Here is a 16,705-nt window from a genome sequence, read left to right as displayed (position 1 = left end):
GCCTCAGCCGTTCGGCCGCGTCCTTGCCTCAGCCACCCCCGTGGCGCCGGGCTCAGCCACCCGGCCGTGGTGTCCGGCCTCAGCCGCCCGTCAGGGCCGAGGTCTTCAGCACCACCGCCACCGCGAACAGGCCCGTCAGCACCAGCGCGCCCGCGAGCTGGACCTGCCAGGTCCGCAGCTTCGCCGGCGCGAACGCGAGCCCGTACGTCACCAGCGCCCCCGTCAGCAGCCCGCCCAGGTGCCCCTGCCACGAGGTGAACGCGGCCGAGATCAGCATCCAGAGCAGGAATCCGGCCATGAAGCGGTTGACCGCCGCCATGTCACGGCCGAGCCGCCGGTGGATGACCCAGTACGCGGCGGCCAGCCCGAAGACCGAGCCGGAGGCGCCGACCGTCGAGGTGTCCGGGGCCAGCAGGTACACCAGGACCGAACCGCCCACCGCCGACAGCAGGTACAGCGCCAGATAACGGGCCCGCCCGAGCTGGCCCTCCACCGCACGGCCGATGTTCCACAGCGCGAGCATGTTGAACACCAGGTGCATCACCCCGAACGAGGCGTCCGGCGGAAGGTGCAGGAAGGCCCCGGTCACCAGCCGGTACCACTCGCCGTCCGCGATGCCCGTCAGGTCGTACCCGGGATAGGTGTCACCCCGGTAGTAGTACTGCTCGCCGTCCGGCCCGGTGAGCGCCGCCCCGAGCACCGCGAACCGGTCCACGGTCTCGGGCCGCACCACCTCGCCGAGGTAGGCCAGGACGTTGAGCGCCATCAGTACGTACGTCACCACCGGCGCGGTCGCCCGGGACACCGCACCGCCGAAGACGGTACGGGCCTGCCGCACCGACCGCTGCCCCTCCTTCACGCACTCCACGCAGTGGTGGCCGACAGCGGCCTCCCGCATGCAGTCCGGGCAGATGGAGCGGTCGCAACGGGTGCAGCGGACGTACGTCTCGTAGGACGGATGGCGGTAACACGCGGTGGCGGCGGCCTCCATGGCCGGCTCCTTCACTGAAGATGTGCAACGGGGCCGGTGAGGGCGGCGGCGATCAAGATAGCGAACCGGGATGAAGGCCGTTAAGTCCGGGGCCGGTGGTGGCCTACGCTCAAGGTCCGCAGAGCACAGATCGGGGGGCCGTCATGCAGGGTGTGAACACGGCCGCGGGCACCGGCCCGGCCATCAGCCTCACCAAGGTGCGGGAGACGGCTCCGGCCCTGGTCAGCCACTACACGAGCGCCGGGATCTCGCTGGAGAAGCACGGACTGGGCGGTCACCGCGCGGCCGTCTACCTCGTCCTCGACCACTCCGGCTCGATGAAGCCCTACTACGACGACGGCAGCGTCCAGGCGCTGGCCGACCGGGTGCTGGGCCTTTCGGCCAACCTCGACGACGACGGCACGGTGCCCGTCGTCTTCTTCTCCACCGACGTCGACGCGGTCACCGACATCGCCCTCGCCCACCACCACGGCAGGATCGACGAGATCCGGGCGGGCCTCGGGCACATGGGGAGGACCAGCTACCACCTGGCGATGGACGCGGTCATCGACCACTACCTCGACAGCGGCTCCACCGCGCCCGCCCTCGTCGTCTTCCAGACGGACGGCGGGCCGATCAACAAGCTCGCCGCCGAGCGCTACCTCTGCAAGGCCGCGAAGCTGCCCCTGTTCTGGCAGTTCGTCGGCTTCGGCAACACCCGCAGCAGCCAGTTCGACTTCCTGCGCAAGCTCGACGAGCTGTCCGTCCCCGCAAAGCGGATCGTCGACAACGCCGGGTACTTCCACGCCGGCGAGGACCCCCGGAAGGTCCCGGACCCCGAGCTGTACGACCGGCTCGTCGCCGAGTTCCCGCTCTGGCTGGCCGCCGCCCGGGAGCAGGGGATCGTCCGATGACGGTACGGATCCTGCGCGCCGCCGACCGCGCGCCCGTCCCCTGGAAGAACGGCGGCGGGACCGTCCGCGAGATCGCCGCCGGCCCCGGGGGCGCCGGGACCGACGTCTTCGACTGGCGGGTGAGCCTGGCGGACGTCACCGCCGACGGGCCGTTCTCGCGGTTCCCGGGTGTGGAGCGGATCCTGACCGTGGTCGAGGGCGCGGGCATGGACCTCGTCGTCGGCGGCGAGCACCACATCGTCGACGAGCCGCTGTGGCCGTACGGCTTCCCCGGTGACCTGCCCACCGAGGGCTTCCTGCTGGGCGGGCCCGTCGTCAATCTCAACGTCATGTACCGCAGGGCCCGTACGCGGGCGGAGGCCGCCGTCGTCTGCGGCACGGTCCGCCTGCTGCCACCGGAGGGCGGGGCGGTGCTGGCCGTCTCCCTGGACGACGGCGCGGAGCTGGAGCACGGGGGCGTCCGGCTGGACCGCTACGACGCGGTCCTGGCGGCCGGGGTGTCGCCCGGGGTCCTGCGGACGATGGGCCGGGCGGTGCTGATCACGCTCTCCGACGCGTGACCGACCGGCTCCCGGTGATCGGCTCCCCGGGACCGGCTCCCCGGGACCGGCTCCCGGCGACAGGCTCCCGGGGACCGTCCGAAGACGACCGTCTGTCTGCGACCGCTGTCGGCGGCCGGGAAACTCGGCTGCCGAACTCCCCGCCTCGGGATACGGTCGCGCGCATGCCCGAGAACACACCCGAACGCGCCGTGATCCGCCGCTATGCCGCCGCCGACGAGAACGCGGCGGTGGACGTCTGGTCCCGTGCCGGCAGCCTGGCGCATCCCTTCATCCCCGGTGAGGGCGAGGGCGAGCGCGCCCGCAAGATGCGCGAGGTCTATCTCGTCCACGCCGAGAACTGGGTCGCCGAGACGGACGGCCGTGTGGTGGCCCTCCTGGGGCTCCTGGGCGCCGAGATCGGCGGCCTCTTCGTTGCTCCTGAGGCGCAGGGCACCGGGGTGGGCCGACGCCTGGTCGAACACGCGGCGGCGCTGCACGGCGCGCTGACCCTGGAGGTGTACGAGAAGAACACGGCGGCCCGGAGCTTCTACACCCGGATGGGCTTCGTGGAGGAGAGCCGCCGCGTCGACGAGGAGTACGACGAGGTCATGCTGAAGCTCACCCGCCCGGCTCCGGAGAACCACGCCTGAAGCGGTGAGGCGGTGAGGCGGTGAGACCGTGACGGCGGTGAAGCGGTCGGACCGTGGCGGCGCTGAGGCGTTCGGCTCGCCGGAAACTCGCCCGCCTTTCGCGAGCAAATACCGACAGGAGATGTCGGGTAATCGGTGTTCCATGGCATCCATGGCATCCACGACGTCTTCATCGCCTTCGCACGCGCCTGTCTCCTGGGACGGCTTCGCCACCGCCGAGCCCGAGTTCGCCGACACCGTGCAGCGCCGCTTCCGGCTCTACAAGCACCACGTCCTGGCCACTCTCCGCAAGGACGGCTCGCCCCGGGTCACGGGCCTTGAGGCCGACTTCCGCTTCGGTGAGCTGCTGCTCGGCATGATGCCGAACTCCCGCAAGGCCCTGGACCTGCGGCGCGATCCGCGCTTCGCCCTCCAGGCCAACCCCGGGCCCGACGCCGAGCTGAACGACGGGGACGTCCGCGTCAGCGGCCGGGCCGTGGAGATCAGCGATCCGCGGGTGATCGCCCGCTTCATCGAGGAGGCGACCCCGCCGGAGCCCTTCCACCTCTTCCGGGCCGAGCTGACCGAGGTGGTCCGCATCGGGCTCGACGGCGAGGCGCTGGTCATCCGGTCCTGGCGTCCCGGGCAGCCGCTGCGCACCGTGCGCCGCACCGGCGACGACACCCCGCCCACGACCGACGCGTCCTGAACCGGGGGCGGTGCGGACCGGGCCGGGGGCGGGGTGCCCCCGGGCTCAGCCCGCCAGCACCCGGGCCCGGCAGGCGGACGGCGTCCCCCAGGCGTCCCGCAGCGGCCGGGCCCGGCGCAGCCACCACGCGAGGTCCAGCTCCTCGGTGTAGCCGACCGCGCCGTGCGACTGGAGCGCGGTGCGGGCCGCCGCGTACCCCGCCTCGCCCGCCGCCGCCTTCGCCGCCGCGACCGCCGCCCCCGCCCCGGCCGCTCCGCCCGCCAGCTCCACCGCCGCGCCGTACAGCAGCGGACGCGCGAACTCCAGGCCGAGCAGGGTGTCCGCGAGGCGGTGCTTGACCGCCTGGAAGGACCCGACGGGCACCCCGAACTGGGTGCGCTGCTTCACGTACGCAACGGTCGCCCGCAGCAGCTCCTCCCCGCAGCCCAGCGCCAGGGCCGCCGTGGCGAACGCCGCCAGGTCGCCCGCCGCCCGCGCCGCCCCGCGCACCCCGGGACCGGCCGCCGCCACCTCGCCGCCCGGCTCCGGCCTGAACAGCCGCCGCGCCGGATCCGCCGACGCCGACGGCTCCCCGGGCCCCGGTGCGAGCCGCAGTTCGTCGCCGTCCACCGTGAACACCGCGTCCGCCGCGTCCGCGTCCAGGGCGTACGGCCCGTGCCCGGCCAGCCGCAGCGACACCACCGCCCCGCCGGAGGCGATCCGGGGCAGCCACTCCTTCGCCGCCGGTCCGCCCGCCCCCGCCAGCAGCACCGCGGCCGCCAGGGTCTCCGCCACCGGTCCGGGCACCGCGTGCCGCCCCAGCCCGACGCAGGCCACGGCCATCTCCACGGGGAGCGGCCCGAGCCCCCCGTACGCCTCCGGGACCGCGAGCGCGAACACCCCCGCGTCCCCGAGCCGCCCCCACAGGGCCCGTCCCGGCCCGTGATCCCCGGCCGCCCACGTCCGCAGCACCGACGGTGTGCCGGCCGCCGTCAGCATCGCGTCCAGCGACCGGGCGAACTCCCGCTGCTCGTCGTCGAGAAGGAAACGCATCAGCGCCGTCCCTTCGGCAGGCCGAGCAGCCGCTCGGCGATGATGTCCCGCTGGATCTCGTTCGTCCCCGCGTACACGGGGCCCGCGAGCGCGAAGACGTACCCCTCCGCCCACGCCGTGTCCGCCAGCTCCGCGTCCGGGCCCAGCAGATCGAGCGCCGTCTCGTGCAGCGCGATGTCGTAACGCGACCAGAAGACCTTGTTCAGGCTGGACTCGGGCCCCAGCGACGCCCCCGCCGCGAACCGGGACGCGGAGGCGGCCGTGAACAGCTGATACGCCCGCGCCCCGATCACCGCGTCCGCCACCCGGTCCCGCAGCGCCGTGTCCGCCGGGTCGCCCGCCTCCCGCCACAGGTCCTGGAGCCGGTCGGCGGCGGCCAGGAAACGGCCGGGGGAGCGGAGGGTGAGGCCGCGCTCGTCGCCGGTGGCCGACATGGCGATGCGCCAGCCCTGCCCCGGCTCGCCGATGACGTCCGCGTCCGGTACGAAGACCTCGTCGAGGAAGATCTCGGCGAACGCGGGCTTCCCGTCCAGCCGCCCGATCGGGCGGACCGTGACCCCGGGGTCCCGCAGCCCGAACATCAGGTACGTCAGCCCCTGGTGCGGTTTCGCCGCCCCCGGGTCCGTACGGAAGATCCCGAAGGCCCGGTCCGCGAACGCCGCCCGCGAGGACCAGGTCTTCTGCCCCGACAGCAGCCAGCCGCCGTCCGCGCGCACCGCCCGCGACCGCAGCGCCGCAAGGTCCGACCCCGCCTCCGGCTCCGACCAGGCCTGCGCCCAGATGACCTCGCCGCTCGCCATCGGGGGCAGGACCCGGGCCCGCTGCTCTGCCGTGCCGTGGGCGAGGAGGGTCGGGGCGAGGAGGCTGATCCCGTTCTGCGAGACCCGGCCCGGCGCGCCCGCCGCCCAGTACTCCTCCTCGAACGCCAGCCAGCCGAAGAGGTCCGCGCCCCGGCCCCCGTACTCCTCCGGCCAGGAGACCGCCGACCAGCGGCCGGTGTGCAGCAGCGCCTCCCACTCCCGGTGCGCGGCGAACCCCTTCCCGGTCTCCAGGGAGGGCAGCGGCCGGGCCGGCACGTGGTCCCGGAGCCAGGCCCGCGCCTCGGCCCGCAGGGCTGTCGTCCGTGCCGTCTGCGCCAGATCCATGAGGCGCCCGCCTTCCGTCCGGTCGGCGCCGTCGCCGAGGGCGTTCCCTAACAAGTGTTTGGTAGGTTAACGTACGACCCACAGACCGTCGAGAAGCCGGGGGACCGGGCCATGGACACACCGCCGTACCTGCCGGGACACGGACTGCTGGCCGGCCGCACCGCCGTCGTCACCGCCGCCGCCGGAGCCGGGATCGGCGGCGCGACCGCCCGCCGCTTCCTGGAGGAGGGCGCCCGCGTCGTGATCGGCGACGCCCACGCCCGCCGCCTGAAGGAGAGCGCGCACGCCCTCGCCGACGAGTTCGGCGCCGACCGCGTCACCCACCTGACCTGCGACGTCACCGACGAGGACCAGGTCGGCGCCCTCTTCGCCCACGCCGAACGCGCCCACGGCGGCCTCGACATCGTCGTCAACAACGCGGGCCTCGGCGGCACCGCCGAACTCACCGAGATGACCGACGACCAGTGGACGAGGATCCTCGACGTCACCCTGAACGGCACCTTCCGCTGCACCCGCGCCGCCCTGCGCTCCCTCAAGGCCGCCGGAACCGGCGGAGTCCTCGTCAACAACGCCTCCGTCGTCGGCTGGCGCGCCCAGCGCGGCCAGGCCCACTACGCCGCCGCCAAGGCCGGTGTCATGGCCCTCACCCGCTGCGCCGCCGTCGAGGCCGCCGACTACGGCGTACGCGTCAACGCCGTCGCCCCCAGCCTCGCCATGCACCCGCACCTGGCCAAGGTCACCTCCGCCGAACTCCTCACCGAACTCACCGCGAAGGAGGCCTTCGGCCGGTACGCCGAACCCTGGGAGGTCGCCAACGTGATCGTCTTCCTCGCCAGCGGCTACTCCTCCTACATGACCGGCGAGGTCGTCCCCGTCAGCAGCCAGCATGCGTGAACACCCGGGCCGCGGGCGGACAATGGCCCGGTGCCTACCAAGAAGAAGCCCCAGGTGACCCCCACGCCGGAGCGACGCCGTGAACTGCTCGCCACCGCCGCCGAGGTCTTCGCCGCCCACGGATACAACGCCACCACCGTCCGCCGGATCGCGGACGAGGCCGGGATGCTCGCGGGCAGCCTCTACTACCACTTCGATTCCAAGGAATCGATGATCGACGAAATCCTCTCCACCTTCCTCGACGAGCTCTGGCAGGGCTACGACACGGTCCTGGAAGCCGGTCTCGGCCCCCGCGCGACCATCGAGGCGCTCGTCACCGAGTCCTTCCGGGAGATCGACCGGCACCGCCCCGCCGTCGCGATCTACCAGAAGGAGTCCAAGCACCTCGCCCACCAGCCGCGCTTCGCCTACCTCGTCGACTCGCAGACGAAGTTCGAGAAGGCCTGGCTCGGCACCCTGGAACGCGGCGTCGCCGAAGGCGCCTTCCGCGACGACCTCGACATCCGCCTCACCTACCGCTTCGTCCGCGACACCGTCTGGGTCGCGGCCTCCTGGTACCGGCCCGGCGGACACCACAGCCCCGAGGAGATCGCCCGTCAGTACCTCTCGATGGTGCTCGACGGAATCGCCCTGCGTACGTAACCGAAGAGCCGGTCCATCCCGAGCGCACCGAGGAGCAGCAGCCATGGCCGAGGCATACATCGTCGAAGCGGTACGCACCCCCGTCGGACGGCGCAAGGGCGGCCTCGGGGCCGTCCACCCCGCCGACCTCGGCGCGCATGTGCTCGGAGAGCTGATCGCCCGCTCCGGCGTCGACCCGGCGGCCGTCGAGGACGTCGTCTTCGGCTGCCTCGACACCGTCGGACCGCAGGCCGGCGACATCGCCCGTACGTCATGGCTGGCCGCCGGACTGCCCGAGGAGGTCCCCGGCGTCACCATCGACCGGCAGTGCGGCTCCTCCCAGCAGGCCCTCCACTTCGCGGCCCAGGGCGTCCTCTCCGGCACCCAGGACCTCGTCGTCGCGGGCGGCACCCAGAACATGACCCAGATCCCGATCGCCTTCGCCTCCCGGCAGGCCGCCGAACCCCTCGGCCTCACCCAGGGGCCGTACGCGGGCAGCGAGGGCTGGCGCGCCCGCTACGGCGACGCCCCCGTCAACCAGTTCCACGGCGCCCAGCTGATCGCCGAGAAGTGGGGCATCAGCCGCCGGGACATGGAGGAGTTCGCCCTCACCTCCCACCACCGGGCACTCCGCGCCATCGACGAGGGCCGCTTCGCCCGCGAGATCGTCGCGTACGGGGACGTCACCGCGGACGAGGGGCCGCGCCGCGACACCACCCTGGAGAAAATGGCCGGTCTGCGACCCGTCATGGAGGGCGGCACCATCACCGCGGCCTGCTCCTCCCAGGTCTCCGACGGGGCCGCCGCCCTGCTCATCGCCTCGGAGCGGGCCGTCGCCGAACACGGGCTCACCCCGCGGGCCCGCGTCCACCACCTGTCCGTACGGGGCGAGGACCCGATCCGGATGCTCTCGGCCCCGATCCCGGCCACCGCGCACGCCCTGAAGAAGACCGGCCTCACCCTCGACGCCATCGACCTCGTCGAGATCAACGAGGCGTTCGCCCCGGTCGTGCTCGCCTGGCTGAAAGAGACCGGTGCGGACCCCGAGCGGGTCAACGTCAACGGCGGAGCCATCGCGCTCGGCCATCCGCTCGGCGCGACCGGGGCCCGGCTGATGACGACCCTGCTGCACGAACTGGAGCGCACCGGCGGCCGCTACGGGCTCCAGACGATGTGCGAGGGCGGCGGACAGGCCAACGTCACCATCGTCGAGCGGCTCTGAGAACCCGCCCCCGGCCCCGCCCGCGCCCCGGCGGGACCGCCCGTACGCCCTCTGGTCAGCCAAGTTTTCCCTCCGGCGGCGCGGCGCGCTCCGCCGCCGGAGGAGAGGACGTGCTAGGGTGTTTCCCGTTGCAGTTTTGGTACCCATGAACTTTATGTGCGCCTGACGGGAATGCTTCCTCAGGCGCTTTATTGTTTTCCGGCTTTCTCCGGGTGGGGCTCAATGCGGCGACTTGGAATCCGTAAAGTGCGGATTCTCGGCACTGCACCTCTTTTAGGAGAATGACATGGCTACTGGAACCGTGAAGTGGTTCAACTCGGAAAAGGGCTTCGGCTTCATCGAGCAGGACGGCGGCGGCGCCGACGTCTTCGCCCACTACTCCAACATCGCCACCTCGGGCTTCCGTGAGCTCCAGGAGGGCCAGAAGGTCTCCTTCGACGTCACGCAGGGCCAGAAGGGCCCGCAGGCGGAGAACATCGTCCCGGCCTAATTGCCGGACGCGTACCTCGCTGACCGGGGCCCGCACCGTGAAGGTGCGGGCCCCGGTTTGTGCTGTCCGAGCGACAACCCGTCGCAACAACCCGTTCTGTGCGCACATCCTGGGGGCGCACCCGGACGGCCGGGCCGGCACATCGCAGTAAACCCATTCGGCAGTTGCCCAGGAATCCCCCAGGAGGGCAATTCCATATGACCAGCTCCGAACGCCAGGACCGCACCCCCCGCTCGCGACCGGCCCGTGGCCGAGGCCGCGGCCAGGGCGCCGGCACCCAGGCTCCCGCGAACGGCCGGGGCGGCGCACCCCGCTCCCGGGCCCAGGGCGGCTCCAAGCCCCCGGCCCGCCGCCGCGCCACCCCGCCGCAGGGCGAGTTCGCCCTGCCGGAGACCGTGACCCCCGCGCTGCCCGCCGTCGACGCCTTCGCCGACCTGGACATGCCCGCCGGGCTGCTGAAGACCCTCACCGCGCAGGGCGTCACCGAGCCGTTCCCGATCCAGGGCGCGACCCTGCCGAACTCGCTGGCCGGCCGCGACATCCTCGGCCGCGGACGCACCGGCTCCGGCAAGACGCTCGCCTTCGGCCTGGCGCTGCTGGCCCGCACCGCCGGGCGCCGCAGCGAGCCGCGCGCCCCGCTCGCCATGGTCCTCGTGCCCACGCGTGAGCTGGCCCAGCAGGTCACCGACGCCCTGACCCCGTACGCGACCGCCGTGAACCTGCGGCTCGCCACCGTCGTCGGCGGCATGTCGATCACCAAGCAGTCCGCCACCCTGCGGCGCGGCGCCGAAGTGCTCGTCGCCACCCCGGGCCGGCTCAAGGACCTCATCGAGCGCGGCGACTGCCGCCTGGACGAGGTCTCCATCACCGTCCTCGACGAGGCCGACCAGATGGCCGACATGGGCTTCATGCCGCAGGTCGTCGCCCTGCTCAAGCAGGTCGAGGCGGACGGGCAGCGGATGCTGTTCTCCGCGACCCTCGACAAGAACATCGACCGGCTCGTGAAGATGTTCCTCACCGACCCGGTCGTGCACTCCGTCGACCCGTCCGCCGGTGCGGTCACCACGATGGAGCACCACGTGCTCCACGTCCTGGACGAGACCGACAAGAAGGCCGTCGCCACGAAGATCGCCGCCCGCGAGGGCCGGGTGATCATGTTCGTCGACACCAAGCGCGCCGCCGACCGCTTCGCCAAACGGCTGCTCGCCAGCGGTGTACGGGCGGCCGCCCTGCACGGCGGGCGTTCGCAGCCGCAGCGCAACCGGACGCTCGACCAGTTCAAGAACGGTCAGGTCACCGCGCTCGTCGCGACGAACGTCGCGGCCCGCGGCATCCACGTCGACGACCTCGACCTGGTCGTCAACGTGGACCCGCCGACCGACCACAAGGACTACCTCCACCGCGGCGGGCGCACGGCGCGCGCCGGGGAGTCCGGCAGCGTCGTCACGCTGGTGCTGCCCGAGGAGAAGCGCGAGATGACCCGGCTGATGCAGGACGCCGGCATCGCGCCCCGCACCACGCGGGTCACCTCCAGCGACGCGGAACTGGGCCGGATCACGGGGGCCCGCGAGCCCTCGGGCGTCGCGATCGTGATCGAGGTGCCGCAGGCGACGCCGCCGAAGCAGCGGACCCGGTCGGGCGGCGCGGCGGGCGGCTCCGGCGGGGGTGCGGTGCGCTCCGGCAGCCGCGGACGTGGCCGGCGCGGGGCCGGCGGGGCCGGTGGCGTCGGTGGCGGTGGCGGTGCTCAGGGTGCGCGTTCCGGTGGCGGCGCGGGTCGCTCCGGCGGCGCGGGCCGTTCGGGCGGCGAGGCGCGCGGCGCCGGTCGCTCGGGTGCGCCTGCCCGGGGCCGTCGGGCCGCGTAGGACCGACTTCGACCCCGGTCCGGAGCTTGAGGACCGGGGTCACCCCCCAGCCGTCCGGCGATGGAGGACCGGGGTCCGGGGCAGAGCCCCGAAAGCCCCGGGCCGGGGCTTTCTCCTCAAGCGCCGGACGGGCTGGATGTGGCCGCCTGGTTGTCGGTGTCGGTGTCGGCCGAGAGCCTGGGCTCGGGCCGATGCGGCGGGGCCGGGTCGGCCAGAAGCACGCGAGTCGTCTCCGCCTCCGCCACGATCCGGTCCACCAGCTCCGCCACGCTCGGCAGGTCCTCGATCAGGGCCGCGACCTGGCCCGAGGCCATGATGCCGAGGTCCGTGCGCCCGTCGACCATGGACGCCCTCAACAGCATCGGGGTGTTCGCCGCCAGCAGCACCTGACTCCAGCTCAGCTCCTTGCCGTGCCGCATCGCCAGGCCGTCGCGGACCATGCCCGGCCAGCTCAGGCCGGAGATCCGGCGGAAACCGGACGCCCGGCGCAGCGCCCGGTACAGGGAGCGCAGCCGGCCCGCACCCTCCAGTTCCGCCACCATCTCCGTACGGAGCATCCGGTGCGGGAGGCCGTCCACCGCCCTCGTCAGGGTGATGTCCTTGGCGGTCGCCGCCAGATAGCGGGCCTTCACCGCGTCCGGGACCGTCGAGTCCGACGTCAGCAGGAACCGGGTGCCCATCGCGACACCCGCCGCCCCGTACGCCAGCGCCGCCACCAGGCCCCGGCCGTCATGGAAGCCGCCCGCCGCGACCACCGGGATGTCCACCGCGTCCACGACCTGCGGCAGGAGCACCGTGGTGGCGACCTCCCCGGTGTGGCCGCCGCCCTCGCCGCCCTGCACGATCACCGCGTCCGCACCCCAGTCCGCGACCTTCTCCGCGTGCCGCCTGGCCCCCACCGACGGGACGACGACCACGCCCGCGTCCTTCAGCTCCGCGATCAGCTCCCTCGACGGGGCGAGCGCGAACGACGCCACCCGCACACCCTCCTCGACGATGATCCGGACCCGCTCCCGGGCGTCCCCCGCGTCCGCCCGCAGGTTCACCCCGAACGGCGCGTCCGTCCGGGACTTCACCTCCCTTACGGCCGAACGCAGTTGGTCCGGTGACATGGTCGCCGAGGCCAGGACGCCGAGCGCCCCGGCCCGTGCGGTCGCGGTGACCAGGCGGGGGCCCGCCACCCAGCCCATTCCGGTCTGCACGATCGGGTGCCGGACGCCGACGAGGTCGGTCAGGGCGGTGCGCATCAGGACCGGACCTCCCGGTCCCGGGTGCGGGCCGGGTCGACGACCTCGCGGATCAGGGTGAGTTCGGCGGCGGTCGGGGCGCGGGTGTGCGGGACGTCCGCGGGGACCGTGAGCGCGAAGCCCGTCGCTTCGCGTACCTGGTCCACCGTGACGCCGGGATGGACCGAGGCGAGGCGCATCGAACGGTCGGGCGTCGCGAAGTCGAAGACCCCGAGATCGCTGACGACCCGGGGGATGCGGTGGAAGCGGGTGGCGGAGGGGCCCGCCGCCCGCGCGCTGTCGTGGCCGACTCCGCAGATCATGTCGACGCGCTCGACGAAGACCCGGGGGGAGTGCCGGGGGATCCAGTAACTCACCGGGTTGTTGAGGGTGTTGACCGGGGCTCCGCGTACGCCGAGCAGCTGCCGCGAGGGCCGCTCCCAGTCGCCGATGCAGGAGATGTTCTGGTTGCCGAAGCGGTCGATCTGGCTCGCGCCCATCATCACGTGCCGCCGCCCGCCGGTCACCAGCGCCAGATGCCTGCGGTAGGGGAGCCAGCCCTCCGCCTCGCCGTCCGGGCCGACGAGTGTCGCCTCGCCGTCCGTGAGGAGCAGGTCGGGGGCGAAGGTCAGCCGGGCCAGCCGCGCGCCGGCCGACGGCACCGCGCCCATCGGGCTGGCCAGGATCTCGCCGTCGCCCCGCCAGGCCTCGGCGCACGCGATCACGCAGTACTCGGCACGGGTGATGTTCTCGGTGTCGGTGTCGGTGTCGGTGTCGGTGTCGGTGTCGGCGTCGGGAGTGGTGCTGGATGCGTTCATGTCTGCTCCTCGTGCCAGGTGCGGACCGCCTGCTGGTAGCCCTTCTCGTCGCCGTCCGGCGGCAGGAAACGGGCCGCGAACTCCGCCCAGGCGGCCGGGTCCGCCGCCGCTGCCGCGTAGGCCCTCTGGAACGGCTCGTCGCGCTGGTGGTCGGGTACGCAGGACGTGAAGTGCGCCCCGCCCGGCGTCTCCACGACACCGGTGACCGAGTGCCGCTGGACGAGAAGGGTCTGCGGGGCGGTGGCGTTCCCGGCCAACTCCTCCGTCCGCACGATGCGTTCGCAGGAGACGTACGCCGCGTCCGCCGCTTCGCAGAACAGGTCGTCGAAGTACGGGTCCGGACCCAGGTACTGGCCGTTGCCCAGGCGGTCCGCCCGGTTGAGGTGGACCAGCGCCGCGTCCATCCGCAGGGCCGGCGCCGCCACGAACTCCTCGCCGTCCTCGTACGGTGAAGTCACCGTGCGCAGCTCGGGGTTGACCCGCATCACATCCGATCCGAGGCCCGCGCGGACCGGCAGGAACGGCAGCCGGTTCGCCGCCGCGTGCAGCCCCCACATGAACATCGCCTCGTCGATCTCCGTCAGCGCGAACGCCCCGCGCTGCCGGGCGGCCCGGTAGTGCGGCTCCAGCGGGATGGAGTCGAGCGTCACGAACGCCGTGACCAGCCGGGCGATCCGGCCCGCCGCGGCCAGCAGCCCCACGTCCGGGCCGCCGTAGGAGATCACCGTGAGATCGGTGACGGACGACCGGAGCAGCGCCCTGACCAGGGCCATCGGCTTCCTGCGCGATCCCCAGCCGCCGATCCCGATCGTCATGCCGCTGCTCAGCCGGTCGACGACCTCCTCGGGCGTCATCGTCTTGTCGCGCACATGAGGGGGAGTGGTCACGGTTCAGGCCTCCTTGCCGAAGGTGTCGCGGACCCGGGCGGCGGTCCCGGCGAGGTTCGCCTCGAAGGTGAACCCCTGCTCGAAGCGGTAGCTGCGCTGTACGTCGACGGGGTCGATACCGTTCAGTGCGGCTTTCGCGAGCCGCAGCAGGTGGCCGTCCTTGGCGGCGATCTCGGCCGCCAACTCCAGCGCCGCTTCCATCAGTTCCCCGGCCCGGACCACCCGCCAGACCGATCCGTGGGCGAGCAGCTCGGCCGCGGTGACGGTGCGGGAGGTGTAGTACAGCGTGCGCATCAGGTGCTGCGGGACCAGCCGCGCCAGGTGGGTCGCTGCGCCGAGCGCGCCCCGGTCCAGCTCCGGCAGGCCGAAGACCGCGTCCTCGCTCGCGACGATCGCGTCCGCGTTCCCGACGAGTCCGATCCCGCCGCCCAGGCAGAAGCCCTGCACCGCCGCGACGACCGGAACCTCGCACGCGTACACCGCGGCGAACGCCTCGGCGCAGCCCCGGTTGGCGCCGATCAGGGCCTCGTGCCCCGTATCTCGCTGCAACTCCTTGATGTCGACGCCCGCGTTGAAGCCGCGCCCGGCGGCGGCCAGGACGACGCAGCGGACCCCGGGGTCGCGGCCCGCCGCCCGGACGGCGTCCGCCAGGTCGTGCCAGCCCCGCACGGGGAGCGCGTTGACGGGGGGACGGTCCACGGTGACGACGCGGACGCCGTCCGAGGGGCAGGCGGTGGAGACACTCATCGGAGGATCAGCTACCTTTCCACCAAACATTTGTTAGGTGGACGGTAGCAGCCCCGCCCCCGCGCGCCAACCGGCCGTCTCCCGGTCGCCATCGACCGTCCACGGGCCGCCGACCGTCGACCAGCCGCCGATCATGGGGAGATGAGATGACCGCACCGTTCGCACGCCGTGCCGGACTCTGCGCGGACCGGGTCGTCGCCGTCACGGGCGCCGGGCGGGGGCTCGGCCGGGCCCACGCCCTGGCCTTCGCCGCCGAAGGGGCGCGGGTCGTCGTCAACGACCTCGGCGTCGGACCCGACGGGGACGGGGGTTCCGCCGGTCCGGCCCGGGAGGTCGTCGACGAGATCGTCGCGGCGGGCGGCGAAGCCGTCGTCCACGGCGGCGACATCGCCACGGCCGAGGGCGCCGCCTCCCTGGTCGCCACCGCCGTGGAGGCCTTCGGACACCTCGACACCCTGGTCAACAACGCGGGCTTCCTGCGCGACCGGATGCTCGTCAACCTGGACGAGGACGACTGGGACGCGGTGATGCGGGTCCACCTCAGAGGCCACTTCCTGCCCCTGAAGCACGCCGCCGCCCACTGGCGGGCCGAGGCGAAGGCGGGCCGCCCGCCGACCGCCCGGATCGTCAACACCAGCTCCGGCGCCGGACTCCTCGGCAGCGTCGGCCAGGGCAACTACGCGGCGGCCAAGGCCGGCATCGTCGCCCTGACCCTGGTCGCCGCGGCCGAGCTGGGCCGGTACGGGGTCCACGTCAACGCCCTCGCCCCGGCCGCCCGGACCCGGATGACCGAGCTGACCTTCGCCGAGACGATGGCGGCCCCGGGGGCGGGGGAGTTCGACGCCATGGCCCCCGCGAACGTCTCGCCCCTCGTCGTCTGGCTCGGCTCCGCCGCGAGCGAGGGGGTGACGGGCCGCGTCTTCGAGGCCGAGGCGGGCCGCATCACCGTCATGGAGGGCTGGCGCCCGGGCCCCACCGACGACCGGGGCGCGCGCAGATCCCCGGCCGAGGCGGGCGAGACGGTGCGCCGGCTGCTGGCGGACGCGGAGGAGCCGGGGCGGGTCTACGGGGCGTCCTAGGTGTATTGATCCGCAGGGTTGTTGACTCGGCCGATGGGCGGGTGTCCGTCGAGCGCGTACGGCGCGGGAAACCCGTTTGCGTACCCGTGCGGGCGCCCGGTATGCAGCAGGGGACACCGGAGGAGCACACGATGACGCGGCACGGCCCGATGAACGAGTTCTGCTGGATGGACCTCAAGACCCGCGACCCGTCCGGCACGGCCGCCTTCTTCTCCTCGGTGCTGGGCTGGGACTTCGCCGTGGACGAGGAGGACTGGCGCCGGGCCGTCAAGATATCCGCCGGGGCCGACCGGATCGGCGGGGTCAGCGATCTCGCCCAGCCGGTCTACCCGCCCGGCACTCCGCCGCACATCGCCTACTACCTCGCGGTCGACGACGTGGACCACCGCACGGCTCTGGCGGTGGCGAACGGGGCGCAGGTCGTCGTCCCGCCGTTCGACGCGGGGGACCAGGGACTGATCGCCACGCTGACCGACCCGGTCGGCGCGGCCGTCTCCCTCTGGCGGCCACGGGGATTCGCCGGGTGGCCGGTGTCCGCCACGGCGGAGGGCACGCCCCACCACGCGGTCCTGGCCTGCGAAGACCCCGAGCGGGCCCGGGAGTTCTACGCCAGGACGACGGGCACGCCCCTCGGCCGGGCCGCGTTCCGGGAAGCAGCTCCCGCCGCGACCGGCACCGCCACCGGCACCGGCTCCGCGCCCCAGTGGGAGCTGGCCCTCGCCGTGGACGATCCGGACGCCGTGATCCGCCGGGCCCGCGCCCACGGGCCGGACCTCGTCACCCCCGCAGGAGAAGGCGGTCCCCGCACCGTGCGGCTGCGCAGCCCGGAAGGGCTGACGTTCCTGGTCCAGGGCCGGGACCAGATCTAGTCCATGGCCCTGGCAACGGCACCGGCACCGGCACCTGGGCCATGGCCGG

General features: G+C 73.3%; 18 protein-coding genes. 11 read left to right on the top strand and 7 right to left on the bottom strand.

All coding sequences use genetic code 11. The features are described 5' to 3' along the window. Positions 1 to 79 precede the first annotated feature (79 nt). A complete protein-coding gene (locus OG245_RS08425; protein ID WP_371622898.1) occupies positions 80 to 991 on the bottom strand; it encodes a rhomboid family intramembrane serine protease in 912 nt (303 codons plus the stop codon). Between the two features lie 143 nt (positions 992 to 1,134). Between OG245_RS08425 and OG245_RS08420 the strand changes: the two genes are divergently transcribed. The 4 genes from OG245_RS08420 to OG245_RS08405 all read left to right on the top strand — a co-directional run bounded on the left by OG245_RS08420 (position 1,135) and on the right by OG245_RS08405 (position 3,764). Further along, entirely contained in the window at positions 1,135 to 1,884 is a 750-nt protein-coding gene (locus OG245_RS08420) for a VWA domain-containing protein (protein WP_371622897.1), read from the top strand. Then, the gene (locus tag OG245_RS08415) at positions 1,881 to 2,444 is read left to right on the top strand and encodes a HutD family protein (RefSeq protein ID WP_371622896.1); all 564 of its coding nucleotides are present in this window, start codon (positions 1,881 to 1,883) and stop codon (positions 2,442 to 2,444) included. Before OG245_RS08420 ends, OG245_RS08415 begins: the two co-directional genes overlap by 4 nt. Positions 2,445 to 2,608: 164 nt before the next feature. Next, on the top strand, positions 2,609 to 3,076 hold the full coding sequence (locus tag OG245_RS08410) for a GNAT family N-acetyltransferase (RefSeq protein WP_371622895.1): 468 nt from the start codon (positions 2,609 to 2,611) through the stop codon (positions 3,074 to 3,076). 151 nt (positions 3,077 to 3,227) lie between these two features. Then, on the top strand, positions 3,228 to 3,764 hold the full coding sequence (locus OG245_RS08405; protein WP_371622894.1) for a pyridoxamine 5'-phosphate oxidase family protein: 537 nt from the start codon (positions 3,228 to 3,230) through the stop codon (positions 3,762 to 3,764). A gap of 45 nt (positions 3,765 to 3,809) precedes the next feature. On the opposite strand, the gene OG245_RS08400 is transcribed toward OG245_RS08405, so the two are convergent. Both OG245_RS08400 and OG245_RS08395 read right to left on the bottom strand, forming a co-directional pair. Beyond that, positions 3,810 to 4,796, bottom strand: coding sequence for an acyl-CoA dehydrogenase family protein (locus tag OG245_RS08400; RefSeq protein WP_371622893.1), 987 nt, complete (start codon positions 4,794 to 4,796; stop codon positions 3,810 to 3,812). Beyond that, positions 4,796 to 5,941 (bottom strand): acyl-CoA dehydrogenase family protein, encoded by a 1,146-nt coding sequence (locus OG245_RS08395; RefSeq protein WP_371622892.1) that lies wholly within the window; start codon positions 5,939 to 5,941, stop codon positions 4,796 to 4,798. Before OG245_RS08395 ends, OG245_RS08400 begins: the two co-directional genes overlap by 1 nt. A gap of 111 nt (positions 5,942 to 6,052) precedes the next feature. Here OG245_RS08395 and OG245_RS08390 point away from each other — a divergent pair, with 111 nt between their 5' ends. The 5 genes from OG245_RS08390 (at position 6,053) to OG245_RS08370 (ending at position 11,030) form a co-directional block, all read left to right on the top strand. Then, on the top strand, positions 6,053 to 6,835 hold the full coding sequence (locus OG245_RS08390; protein ID WP_371622891.1) for an SDR family oxidoreductase: 783 nt from the start codon (positions 6,053 to 6,055) through the stop codon (positions 6,833 to 6,835). Positions 6,836 to 6,865: 30 nt separating this feature from the next. Further along, on the top strand, positions 6,866 to 7,477 hold the full coding sequence (locus OG245_RS08385; RefSeq protein ID WP_371622890.1) for a TetR/AcrR family transcriptional regulator: 612 nt from the start codon (positions 6,866 to 6,868) through the stop codon (positions 7,475 to 7,477). Between the two features lie 43 nt (positions 7,478 to 7,520). Further along, a complete protein-coding gene (locus tag OG245_RS08380) occupies positions 7,521 to 8,678 on the top strand; it encodes an acetyl-CoA C-acetyltransferase (RefSeq protein ID WP_371622889.1) in 1,158 nt (385 codons plus the stop codon). 286 nt (positions 8,679 to 8,964) lie between these two features. Then, on the top strand, positions 8,965 to 9,168 hold the full coding sequence (locus tag OG245_RS08375; protein ID WP_003969786.1) for a cold-shock protein: 204 nt from the start codon (positions 8,965 to 8,967) through the stop codon (positions 9,166 to 9,168). 197 nt (positions 9,169 to 9,365) lie between these two features. Beyond that, positions 9,366 to 11,030 (top strand): DEAD/DEAH box helicase, encoded by a 1,665-nt coding sequence (locus OG245_RS08370; RefSeq protein WP_371622888.1) that lies wholly within the window; start codon positions 9,366 to 9,368, stop codon positions 11,028 to 11,030. Between the two features lie 116 nt (positions 11,031 to 11,146). Here OG245_RS08370 and OG245_RS08365 read toward each other — a convergent pair whose 3' ends face one another. From OG245_RS08365 to OG245_RS08350, 4 genes are read right to left on the bottom strand one after another with little or no spacing between them, the layout of a single operon-like run. After that, positions 11,147 to 12,277: an NAD(P)H-dependent flavin oxidoreductase gene (locus OG245_RS08365; RefSeq protein WP_371622887.1), complete on the bottom strand. Its 1,131-nt coding sequence runs from the start codon at positions 12,275 to 12,277 to the stop codon at positions 11,147 to 11,149. Continuing rightward, positions 12,277 to 13,074, bottom strand: coding sequence for a CoA-transferase subunit beta (locus OG245_RS08360; protein ID WP_371622886.1), 798 nt, complete (start codon positions 13,072 to 13,074; stop codon positions 12,277 to 12,279). Before OG245_RS08360 ends, OG245_RS08365 begins: the two co-directional genes overlap by 1 nt. Beyond that, complete coding sequence (locus OG245_RS08355; RefSeq protein WP_371622885.1) at positions 13,071 to 13,961, bottom strand: CoA transferase subunit A; 891 nt, start codon at positions 13,959 to 13,961, stop codon at positions 13,071 to 13,073. Before OG245_RS08355 ends, OG245_RS08360 begins: the two co-directional genes overlap by 4 nt. A gap of 3 nt (positions 13,962 to 13,964) precedes the next feature. Then, positions 13,965 to 14,708 (bottom strand): enoyl-CoA hydratase family protein, encoded by a 744-nt coding sequence (locus tag OG245_RS08350; RefSeq protein ID WP_371622884.1) that lies wholly within the window; start codon positions 14,706 to 14,708, stop codon positions 13,965 to 13,967. Between the two features lie 146 nt (positions 14,709 to 14,854). On the opposite strand from OG245_RS08350, the gene OG245_RS08345 reads away from it, so the two are divergent. Together OG245_RS08345 and OG245_RS08340 are read left to right on the top strand one after the other, a co-directional pair. After that, positions 14,855 to 15,787, top strand: coding sequence for an SDR family oxidoreductase (locus OG245_RS08345; protein ID WP_371622883.1), 933 nt, complete (start codon positions 14,855 to 14,857; stop codon positions 15,785 to 15,787). 131 nt (positions 15,788 to 15,918) lie between these two features. Further along, positions 15,919 to 16,656 (top strand): VOC family protein, encoded by a 738-nt coding sequence (locus OG245_RS08340; RefSeq protein ID WP_371622882.1) that lies wholly within the window; start codon positions 15,919 to 15,921, stop codon positions 16,654 to 16,656. Positions 16,657 to 16,705 lie beyond the last annotated feature (49 nt).

This window comes from Streptomyces sp. NBC_01116 (assembly GCF_041435495.1).
Classification (GTDB): Bacteria; Actinomycetota; Actinomycetes; order Streptomycetales; family Streptomycetaceae; genus Streptomyces.
The sequence above is the reverse complement of the archived record's forward strand: the minus strand, read 5'-3'. Positions and strand labels throughout refer to the sequence as shown.

What these genes read in the sequence shown, in the direction of transcription:
- OG245_RS08345 (WP_371622883.1), top strand. Translation starts at nt 14,855, where the DNA reads ATGACCGCACCGTTCGCACGCCGTGCCGGACTCTGCGCGGACCGGGTC.
- OG245_RS08400 (WP_371622893.1), bottom strand. Translation starts at nt 4,796, where the DNA reads ATGCGTTTCCTTCTCGACGACGAGCAGCGGGAGTTCGCCCGGTCGCTG.
- OG245_RS08340 (WP_371622882.1), top strand. Translation starts at nt 15,919, where the DNA reads ATGACGCGGCACGGCCCGATGAACGAGTTCTGCTGGATGGACCTCAAG.
- OG245_RS08365 (WP_371622887.1), bottom strand. Translation starts at nt 12,277, where the DNA reads ATGCGCACCGCCCTGACCGACCTCGTCGGCGTCCGGCACCCGATCGTG.
- OG245_RS08410 (WP_371622895.1), top strand. Translation starts at nt 2,609, where the DNA reads ATGCCCGAGAACACACCCGAACGCGCCGTGATCCGCCGCTATGCCGCC.
- OG245_RS08350 (WP_371622884.1), bottom strand. Translation starts at nt 14,708, where the DNA reads ATGAGTGTCTCCACCGCCTGCCCCTCGGACGGCGTCCGCGTCGTCACC.
- OG245_RS08395 (WP_371622892.1), bottom strand. Translation starts at nt 5,941, where the DNA reads ATGGATCTGGCGCAGACGGCACGGACGACAGCCCTGCGGGCCGAGGCG.
- OG245_RS08420 (WP_371622897.1), top strand. Translation starts at nt 1,135, where the DNA reads ATGCAGGGTGTGAACACGGCCGCGGGCACCGGCCCGGCCATCAGCCTC.
- OG245_RS08425 (WP_371622898.1), bottom strand. Translation starts at nt 991, where the DNA reads ATGGAGGCCGCCGCCACCGCGTGTTACCGCCATCCGTCCTACGAGACG.
- OG245_RS08405 (WP_371622894.1), top strand. Translation starts at nt 3,228, where the DNA reads ATGGCATCCACGACGTCTTCATCGCCTTCGCACGCGCCTGTCTCCTGG.
- OG245_RS08415 (WP_371622896.1), top strand. Translation starts at nt 1,881, where the DNA reads ATGACGGTACGGATCCTGCGCGCCGCCGACCGCGCGCCCGTCCCCTGG.
- OG245_RS08390 (WP_371622891.1), top strand. Translation starts at nt 6,053, where the DNA reads ATGGACACACCGCCGTACCTGCCGGGACACGGACTGCTGGCCGGCCGC.
- OG245_RS08360 (WP_371622886.1), bottom strand. Translation starts at nt 13,074, where the DNA reads ATGAACGCATCCAGCACCACTCCCGACGCCGACACCGACACCGACACC.
- OG245_RS08375 (WP_003969786.1), top strand. Translation starts at nt 8,965, where the DNA reads ATGGCTACTGGAACCGTGAAGTGGTTCAACTCGGAAAAGGGCTTCGGC.
- OG245_RS08380 (WP_371622889.1), top strand. Translation starts at nt 7,521, where the DNA reads ATGGCCGAGGCATACATCGTCGAAGCGGTACGCACCCCCGTCGGACGG.
- OG245_RS08370 (WP_371622888.1), top strand. Translation starts at nt 9,366, where the DNA reads ATGACCAGCTCCGAACGCCAGGACCGCACCCCCCGCTCGCGACCGGCC.